This window comes from Actinophytocola sp. (assembly GCF_035712165.1).
In the GTDB taxonomy this organism is placed as follows: Bacteria; Actinomycetota; Actinomycetes; order Mycobacteriales; family Pseudonocardiaceae; genus DASYTH01.
Genome location: NZ_DASTBH010000350.1, coordinates 1 through 8,211, shown reverse-complemented (window position 1 = coordinate 8,211; position 8,211 = coordinate 1). Strand labels below are relative to the sequence as shown.

Below are 8,211 nucleotides of genomic sequence, written 5' to 3'. Positions count from 1 at the left end.
GCCTGCCCGCGGGCGGTGTCCCGGGCGACCATGAGCACCGTGGCGCCCCGTTCGGCGAGCCCGGTCGCGGTGGCCTTGCCGATCCCGCTGGTCGAACCGGTGATCAGAACGGTAGGGTTAGTCATGGATTATGATAGTCATAGATCATGATCATTGAGCAAGGGTTCGCCGGCAGCTCCGGCTTCCTGCTCGCCCGGCTGGGCGCGGAGGCGCGCCGGCTGTGGGCCCGGATGCTCGCCGAGCACGACCTCACCCCGCACCAGTTCGGCGTGCTGATGGCGCTGGACAGCCTGGGGGAGAGCTACCAGCAGCGGCTGTGCGGGTTCGTCGGGATCGACCCGCGCAACGCGGTGAGGGTCGTGGACGCGCTGCGCCGCCGCGAACTCCTCGTCCGCGCACCCGATCCGGCCGACCGGCGCCGGCACCTGCTGCGGCTGTCCCCGGCCGGCGCCGGGTTGGTCTCCGCGCTGCGCTCGGCGGGCGAGGTGATCGAGGGCGACCTGCTCGGCAGCCTCGACCCCGACGAGCGCGCCACGCTGCATCGCCTGCTGCACAAGGTGTTCGGCTCAGTTCACGGCGGTGCCGAATAGCACGCCGACCACGTAGGCGATCACCATCGTGGTGACGCCGACGGTCACGTTGCGCGCGACCGCCCGACCGATCCGGGCGTTGCCCAGCCGGGCGCTGATCACCCCGGTCAGGATCAGCCCGAGCACCACCGCGACGCCGCATGCCCCGACCCGCAGGGCGTTCGACGGCAGCGCGATCACCAGCAGCGGGATCACCCCGCCGGCACAGAACGCCAGGAACGACGCCCAGGCCGCCTGCCACGGGCTGGTCAGGTTGTCCGGGTCGATCTGCAGCTCCGCCTCGGCGTGCGCCCGCAACGCGTCGCCCTCGGTCAGCTCGCGGGCCACCTCGGCGGCCAGGCTCGGCGACAAACCCTTGTCCTGGTAGATGTCGGCGAGCTCGCGCTCCTCCTCCTCGGGCATGGTGCGCAGCTCGTGTCTTTCCAGCTCCAGCGCGGCCTTCTCGGTGTCCCGCTGGGTGCTCACCGACACGTACTCGCCGCCGGCCATGGACAGCGCCCCGGCCACCAGGGCGGCGACCCCCGCGGTCAGCACCACCACCCGGTCCGGGGTCGCGCCGGCCACGCCGACCACGAGGCCGGCGACCGAGACGATGCCATCGTTCGCCCCGAGCACGCCGGCCCGTAGCCAGTTCAACCGCCCGGCGAGCCCGCCTCCGTGCGGCTCCTGCGGATGGGACAAGTCAGTCCTCGGACTTGCCCGACTGAAGCCCGGCGGAGATCAGGTCCATCACCGACGAGTCCGCCAGCGTGGTCACGTCGCCGATCTGCCGATTCTCCGCCACGTCCCGCAGCAGCCGGCGCATGATCTTGCCGCTGCGCGTCTTGGGCAGCTCCGGCACGATCATGATCTGCCGGGGCTTGGCGATCGGGCCGATCTCCTTGGCCACGTGGTCGCGCAACGCCTTGATCGCGTCGGCGCCCTTCGCCTCGTCCTGCGCCACCCCGCCGCGCAGGATCACGAACGCGACGATGCCCTGGCCGGTGGTCGGGTCGGTGGCGCCCACGACCGCGGCCTCGGCCACCGTGGGGTGCGAGACCAGCGCGGACTCCACCTCGGTGGTGGAGATCCGGTGGCCGGACACGTTCATCACGTCGTCCACCCGGCCCAGCAGCCAGACGTCGCCGTCCACGTCGTACTTGGCCCCGTCACCGGCGAAGTAGAAGCCCTTGTCGGCGAACCGCGACCAGTAGGTCTCGCGGTACCGGTCGTCGTCGCCCCAGATGCCGCGCAGCATCGACGGCCACGGCTGGTCCAGCACCAGGTAACCGCCGCCGCCCTTGGCCACCTCGGTGCCGGTGTCGTCGACCACCTTCGCCGACACGCCGGGCAACGGCCGCTGCGCCGAGCCGGGCTTGGTGGCGGTGACCCCGGGCAGCGGCGAGATCATGATCGCGCCGGTCTCGGTCTGCCACCAGGTGTCCACGATCGGGCAGCGGTCCTCGCCGACGTGCTCGCGGTACCACATCCAGGCCTCGGGGTTGATCGGCTCACCGACCGAGCCGAGCAGCCGCAGCGACGACTTGTCGAACTTGGCCGGGATGTCGCTGCCCCACTTCATGAACGTGCGGATCAGGGTCGGGGCGGTGTAGTAGATCGTGACGCCGTACTTCTGCACGATCTCCCAGTGCCGGCCCTCGTGCGGCGTGTTCGGCGTGCCCTCGTACATCACGCTGGTCGCCCGGTTGGCCAGCGGGCCGTAGACGATGTAGCTGTGCCCGGTCACCCAGCCGACGTCGGCGGTGCACCAGTAGACGTCGCTGTCCGGCTTGATGTCGAACACGTACTTGTGCGTGTAGGCGACCTGGGTGAGGTAGCCGCCGGTGGTGTGCAGGATGCCTTTCGGCTTGGCCGTGGTGCCCGAGGTGTAGAGGATGAACAGCGGGTGCTCGGAGTCGTGTGCCTCGGCGACGTGCTCCTCGCTCTGCCGGTCCACCAGGTCGTGCCACCACACGTCCCGCTCGGCGTCCCAGGCGACGTCCTGGCCGGTGCGGCGCACCACGAGCACGTTGGTCACGCTGGGGTTGCGCGACACCGCCTCGTCCACCATCGGCTTGAGCGCGCTGGGCGCGCCGCGCCGGTAGCCGCCGTCCGAGGTGATCACCAGCTTGGCCGAGGCGTCCTCGATGCGGCCGCCGAGGGCCTCGGCGGAGAACCCGCCGAACACCACCGAGTGCGTCGCGCCGAGCCGCGCGCAGGCCAGCAGGGCCACCGGCAGTTCGGGGATCATCGGCATGTAGATCGCGACCCGGTCGCCCTTCTGCACACCCAGCTCGATCAGCGCGTTGGTCGCCTTGCACACGTCGCGGTAGAGCTGCCCGTAGGTGATCGTCCGGGTGTCCCCGAGCTCACCCTCCCAGTGGAACGCCACCTGGTCGCCGTGCCCGGCCTCGACGTGCCGGTCGACGCAGTTGTAGGCGACGTTGAGCTTGCCACCGACGTACCACCGGGCGAACGGGGCGTTCGACCAGTCCAGCACCTGGCTCCACTTGGTGTCCCAGGTGAGCAGTTCCTCGGCCTGGCTGGCCCAGAACGCCTCCCGGTCGGCGGCCGCGTCGTCGTAGAGCTGTGCGCTGCCGTTCGCGTCGGCCGCGAACTCCTCACCTGGCGGGAACGTCCTGCTCTCGGTGAGCAGGTTGTCCAGAGTGGGGCTCTGGGCCGGCTGGTCGGTCATCTGGCCAGACCTCCTGACGTGCTGGTACCTCGGTGTACCTGTGAACCGTAGTGCGCGGGCCACCTGCCGAACAACGGGCGTAGTGGTTTAGACCATTGTCACCCGATAGTGTCCCGCCCGTGACCGATCCGCTGGCCCCGCTGCTCGCCCTGCCCGGGGTGGACGAGGCTGTCCGGGCCGCCCGGGACGCCGTCGACGCCGTGCACCGGCATCCCACCAACCGGCGGGGCTGGCCGGCCACCGCCGCCGAGGCGTCGGTGCGGGCCGCCCGGGCCTCCGCCGCGCTGGACGGCGGCGCGCCGGGCATCCCGGACACCGGCGAGGTGACCGACCCGGTGCTGGCCGGCGCGCTGCGCATCGCCGAGTCGATCGGCCCGCTGCTGCCGGTCTGGCAGCGGGCGCCGCTGCAGGCCCTGGCCCGGCTGCACGTGCTGGCGGCCGCCGACCTGACCGAGGACGACGCGCTCGGCCGGCCCCGGGCCAGCCGGGGGGTCTCCGCCCGGCTCGACCTGCTGGCCGGCCTGGTGGCCGGCGGCAGCTCGGTGCCCGGCCCGGTGCTCGCCGCGGTCGTGCACGGCGAGTTGCTCACCCTGGCGCCGTTCCCGGTGGCCGGCGGCGTGGTCGCCCGGGCCGCCGCCCGGTTGACCGCGATCGGCACCGGCCTGGACCCCAAGGGCCTGGCCATCCCCGAGGTCTACTACTTCCGGCACCAGGAGCGGTACTCCGCCGCCGCCGAGGGGTTCGGCACCGGCGACCGCGACGCCGTCGCCGCCTGGCTGCTGTTCTCCTGCGAAGCCGTGGAAGCCGGCAGCCGCGAAGCCGTGGCCATCGCCGACGCGGCGCTTACCGGCTGACCACCTGTCCGCCGTCCTCGGCCAGCGCGGTCGCCACGATCCGCGCGTTCGCCGCGAACTCCTCGTCCGGCACCCGGGGAAGCAGGTCGTCCCACACCGACAGCATCGGCCCGCGCATCTGCTGCATCCCCAGCGGCCGGGCCAGGAACCACACGTGGAAGTGCTCCGAGCCGTCGCCGAACCGGCTGAAGTGCGTCCGGCCCACGCCGGGGATCCGCCCGACCGCCACCGCCAGCCGGTGGATCATCGGCCCGAGGGTGGCCACCAGCTCCGGCCCCAGCCGGTGCAGCGTGACGTGCTGCACCGGCATCAGCAGCGCCACCATCGGCAGCCCGATCGGCTCGAACCCCGCGAACACCGCCCACCGTTCGTCGCGCCAGATCAGGCCTTTCTCCGGTTCGGCGCACGCCGGGCACGGCTCGCCGCCCGGTTCCCCCCGGCGCGGCGGTTCCGGCACCACCGGCCGCTCCAGCGGTCGCACGGTGATGTCGCCGTCGAACGGAAAGAACGGATCACCCAACACCGGCTCCGCCGACAGCCGCTCACCGAACGGTAACCGGTCGTGATACGCGGAGTAGCCATCCACCTGAGGTCCTTTCGCCACAGTTGCGAAGCCGACCGAGCGGATCAGCTGAGCGGGAGCAGCTGGGCGGCCACCAGGTCGTTGCCGTCGAAGCCTTCCAGACGCAGAGTGCTGCCGGCGGCGGGCGCCGGGAGGGTGATCTCGTTGTCGCCGTCCTCGACGGCGGTGGTGAGCAGTGGGCGCGAACCGGCGTAGATGTCGATGCTGGACAAGGCTTTCGTGGTGACCGTCAGGGTGAGCTCGGCGCCGGAGACCGGGCCGGCCGTCGCGGACAGCACCCGCACGGTGCCGGCGGCGAGCAGCTCGGCGGCGTGTTCCATCAGGTCCGCGTTGCCCTCCAGCAGGTCCCGCCGGGTGAGCCGGTGCCGGACGTCGGGCAGCACGCCGAGGTCCTCGACCGGCTGGCCGAACCGGGCGCCGACGCGCAGCGACCGGCGCAGCGCGACCCGGAACTCGGCCCCGCCGGGCAGCGCCCGCAGCGGCCCCTTGGTCCACAGCGATCGCAGCGCGTCGTGGGTGAGCACGTTCGCGCCGCCGGCGCCGGTGTTGTCGGCCACGCCCAGCACCGGGCCGATGCCGTTGTCCTGGAACCCGGCGGCGAACGTGTCGGTCGCGGAGTAGCACAGCGCGTCGGTGACCAGCACCACCGGACCGTGGTAGAGCTGGCCGGCGCTGTTGACGATGTCCTCCGAGTACAGCGGCAGCGCGGCGGAGAACTGCGCGGCGGTCTCCACCGACTCCTCGATCGAGGCCCGCCACGGCCCGAAGTCCGTGGCCCGGCGGCACAGGTCGGCGGTCGAGTCGGTGTTGATGAACTGGAACGGCTCCGGCCGGACCCGGTGCGGGGTCAGGAACTGCAGCAGGAACTCGGCCGCGATCAGATACCCGCCGCCGTTGCCGCGCACGTCCAGGATCAGTCCCTCCTCGGGCAGCACGGACAGCAGCCGGGCGACCTCCTCGACGAACGCGCCGACCTGCCCGTCGCTCATGAAGAACGTGAAGATCCGCAGGTGGCCGAACGTGCCGTGGGCGGTGTCCACGGTTCGGGCGAGCAGTTCCTCGGGTCGGGAGGTGGGCAGCACCCCGGCCACCGACTGGGCCGCGGTGGGCCGGGGCACCCGGGCCCTGCCGCGCGACACCCGGGCGACCTCCTTGGCCACGGCCGGCGCGAACAGCGTCTGCTTGGCCCGGCGCACCACGTCGGTGCGCAGGTCCAGACCGATCAGCTCGGCCCCCGGCACCGCGAGCCCGGCCGGCAGGTTCGCCCTGGCCGCCGCGAGCTCGTCGGCGGTCTCGAACACCCGCCAGGGAATCCGGGTCTGGTGGGCGGTGGCGTCCACCAGGTAGCGCAGCTCCACCCAGTCCTCGTCCGGCGGCAGCGACATGCGCACCGGTCGCAGCGTCATGTTCTCCAGGCCGCGCGCGATCCGGGCGGCCCGGTTGCTGCCGGCCTCCCGCTCGGCGTTGCGTTGCACCGCGATCGCGATCGGCATGCCGTTCCAGTGCGTCAGCTCGGCGCCGACGGTCAGGTTCGGGTCGCCGACCAGATGATCGAACACTTTGGACACGATCCAGTGCGGGCCCGCGTCGTCCTCGTACTGCTCGATCAGCACGCCGAGGAAGGCGAAGCCGCGGTAGCGGTCCGGCAGGATGTAGTTGGTGTGCAGGTCGCACAGCCCGAGGAAGATCCGCTGCAGCTCCGCGTGGAACTGGTCCTCGGGCAGCGCGGGCCGGTGGCGCAGCAGCCGCAGCCGCTGCAGCGGGTCCACCGCGTGCATCGCGCGCTTGAGCGGCAGGTGCACGTAGAGCCCCTCGATCAGGATCTCGGCCTGGTCCACCAGGGTGCGCCGGCCGGCGTCGGTCAGCGATCGCTGGGTGGCGAAGGCACGGAACTCGGGCATGGTGCGGACGGTTCCGAGGCCGTGGCCGCGACCGAGCTCCGGTTCATGCTGCGTAATCTCTGCCACACAATGAGTATCGGCCTCGTGCGCCGCGCCGCTACGGTGGCCAGCCACGCACCGCCGAGCATCAGCGCCGCACCGACCGCCTGCACCGGCGTGATCGACTCGCCGAGCAGCAGCCACGCGCAGGTCAGGCCGAACACCGGCACCAGGAACATCGCCGACGACGCCGTCGCCGGTCCCACCCGGCGCACCGCCCAGTAGTAGAGGACGTAGGCGAGCGCGGTGGGCAGCGCCGCGAGATAGGCCTGGTTGAGCCAGAATCCGGTGTCCAGTTCGGACCACGCCACGTCGTCGAACGCGGGCACGGCCAGGATGCCGAGGGCCAGCGCCCCGGCCGCACTGGCGAAGGTGGTGACGGTGAACGCCGGCACCCGCTCCAGCACCGGCGCGCCGAGCATCGTGTACCCGGCCCAGCAGGCGGCCGACCCCAGGAACAGCAGATCGCCGGCCAGCCGGTGGGTGCCGCCCGCCGGGATCGCGAGCAGGAACACCGTGGCGCCGGCGAGCGCCGCGGCGAGGCCGAGCGCCGCCCGCCGGGTCAGCTTCCGGTGGCCTGGCAACTGTGCCGAAAACGTTCCGACCAAGGCGACCAGCCGCGCGCGCCTTCGGCCGGCCCCGGAGATCCGATCGCACGCGCCCGGTAGGACACGGCCGAGCAGCGCGGTGACCGCCACCGTGATCACCGGCGCGGACACCGGCACGATCACGCTGCCGTCCGCGGCCGGGGCCATGGTCAGCGCCAGGAAGAACAGCACGTTGTAGCCCAACACCCCGAGCAGGCCGAGACCGGCGGCCACCCCGGCGTCGCGGGCGGTGGGCCGGTCACGGCCGAGGGCGGCGTGGACGACCAGCAGGATGGCCGCCCCCATGCCGAACCGGAGGAACGCGGCCACCTCGTGCGGCACCGCGTGCACGGCGAGCTTGGACGAGGCGAAGGCGCTGCCCCAGAACGCCATGACCGCGACGAGGCTCAGACAGGTCCGCACCCCGCGATCCTGCGGGCGGCGGGCCCGGCGCGTCTTGAACGGCGGTGCGGCCGGGCGAGGCGGACCGCGCACAATGGACCCATGTCCTCCGAATGGGTGCGCTACCGGCGGCTGCCGGACCGGCCGGTCGAGGCCATGCATGCGCACTTCGAGCGGCACACCTTCGACCAGCACAGCCACGACACCTACTCGTTCGGCCTGACCGACTTCGGCGCGCAGGCCTTCGGCTGCCGGGGCGAGTCCCGGACCAGCTCCGCGGGCCTGGTGATGGCGTTCAACCCCGACGAGCCGCACGACGGCCATGCCGCGACCGAGCAGGGCTTCACCTACCGGATCGTCCACATAGGACCGGAGCTGGTCGCCGACCTGCTGTCCGACCGGGCGGGCCGGGCGAGGGGTCTGCCGCTGTTCCGCGAGCCGGTGCTCAACGACCCGGTGCTGGCCGCCGCGCTGGCCCGGCTCTACGCCAGTCTCGGTGCGCAGGCCAGCACCCTGGCCCGGGACGAGGCGTTGGCGGCGACGGTCGCCGCGATGGTGCACCGGGGCGCCGGCGCGGCTGT

9 protein-coding genes are annotated in these 8,211 nt (G+C 72.5%); 3 read left to right on the top strand and 6 right to left on the bottom strand.

The window, feature by feature from the left end; translation table 11 throughout:
- Positions 1 to 125: SDR family NAD(P)-dependent oxidoreductase (locus tag VFO68_RS19600; protein ID WP_325159778.1), on the bottom strand; the 125-nt coding region annotated here is incomplete at its 3' end.
- A 21-nt stretch (positions 126 to 146) separates the two neighbouring features.
- Between VFO68_RS19600 and VFO68_RS19595 the strand changes: the two genes are divergently transcribed.
- Positions 147 to 590, top strand: coding sequence for a MarR family winged helix-turn-helix transcriptional regulator (locus tag VFO68_RS19595; protein ID WP_325159777.1), 444 nt, complete (start codon positions 147 to 149; stop codon positions 588 to 590).
- On the opposite strand, the gene VFO68_RS19590 is transcribed toward VFO68_RS19595, so the two are convergent.
- Positions 567 to 1,271: a VIT family protein gene (locus tag VFO68_RS19590; protein WP_325159776.1), complete on the bottom strand. Its 705-nt coding sequence runs from the start codon at positions 1,269 to 1,271 to the stop codon at positions 567 to 569. The genes VFO68_RS19595 and VFO68_RS19590 overlap by 24 nt on opposite strands.
- A gap of 1 nt (position 1,272) precedes the next feature.
- Complete coding sequence (acs, locus tag VFO68_RS19585; RefSeq protein ID WP_325159775.1) at positions 1,273 to 3,264, bottom strand: acetate--CoA ligase; 1,992 nt, start codon at positions 3,262 to 3,264, stop codon at positions 1,273 to 1,275.
- Positions 3,265 to 3,383: 119 nt separating this feature from the next.
- Here acs and VFO68_RS19580 point away from each other — a divergent pair, with 119 nt between their 5' ends.
- A complete protein-coding gene (locus VFO68_RS19580; protein ID WP_325159774.1) occupies positions 3,384 to 4,118 on the top strand; it encodes an oxidoreductase in 735 nt (244 codons plus the stop codon).
- On the opposite strand, the gene VFO68_RS19575 is transcribed toward VFO68_RS19580, so the two are convergent.
- Genes VFO68_RS19575 through VFO68_RS19565 form a run of 3 tightly spaced genes read right to left on the bottom strand, consistent with a single transcriptional unit; the run spans position 4,108 to position 7,651 of the window.
- A complete protein-coding gene (locus tag VFO68_RS19575) occupies positions 4,108 to 4,704 on the bottom strand; it encodes a hypothetical protein (RefSeq protein WP_325159773.1) in 597 nt (198 codons plus the stop codon). The genes VFO68_RS19580 and VFO68_RS19575 overlap by 11 nt on opposite strands.
- Before the next feature lie 41 nt (positions 4,705 to 4,745).
- Complete coding sequence (locus tag VFO68_RS19570) at positions 4,746 to 6,602, bottom strand: S41 family peptidase (RefSeq protein WP_325159772.1); 1,857 nt, start codon at positions 6,600 to 6,602, stop codon at positions 4,746 to 4,748.
- Positions 6,563 to 7,651, bottom strand: a complete 1,089-nt coding sequence (locus tag VFO68_RS19565) for a DMT family transporter (protein ID WP_325159771.1) — start codon at positions 7,649 to 7,651, stop codon at positions 6,563 to 6,565. Before VFO68_RS19565 ends, VFO68_RS19570 begins: the two co-directional genes overlap by 40 nt.
- Positions 7,652 to 7,732: 81 nt before the next feature.
- On the opposite strand from VFO68_RS19565, the gene VFO68_RS19560 reads away from it, so the two are divergent.
- The coding region (locus VFO68_RS19560; RefSeq protein WP_325159770.1) for an AraC family ligand binding domain-containing protein at positions 7,733 to 8,211 on the top strand (479 nt) is incomplete at its 3' end.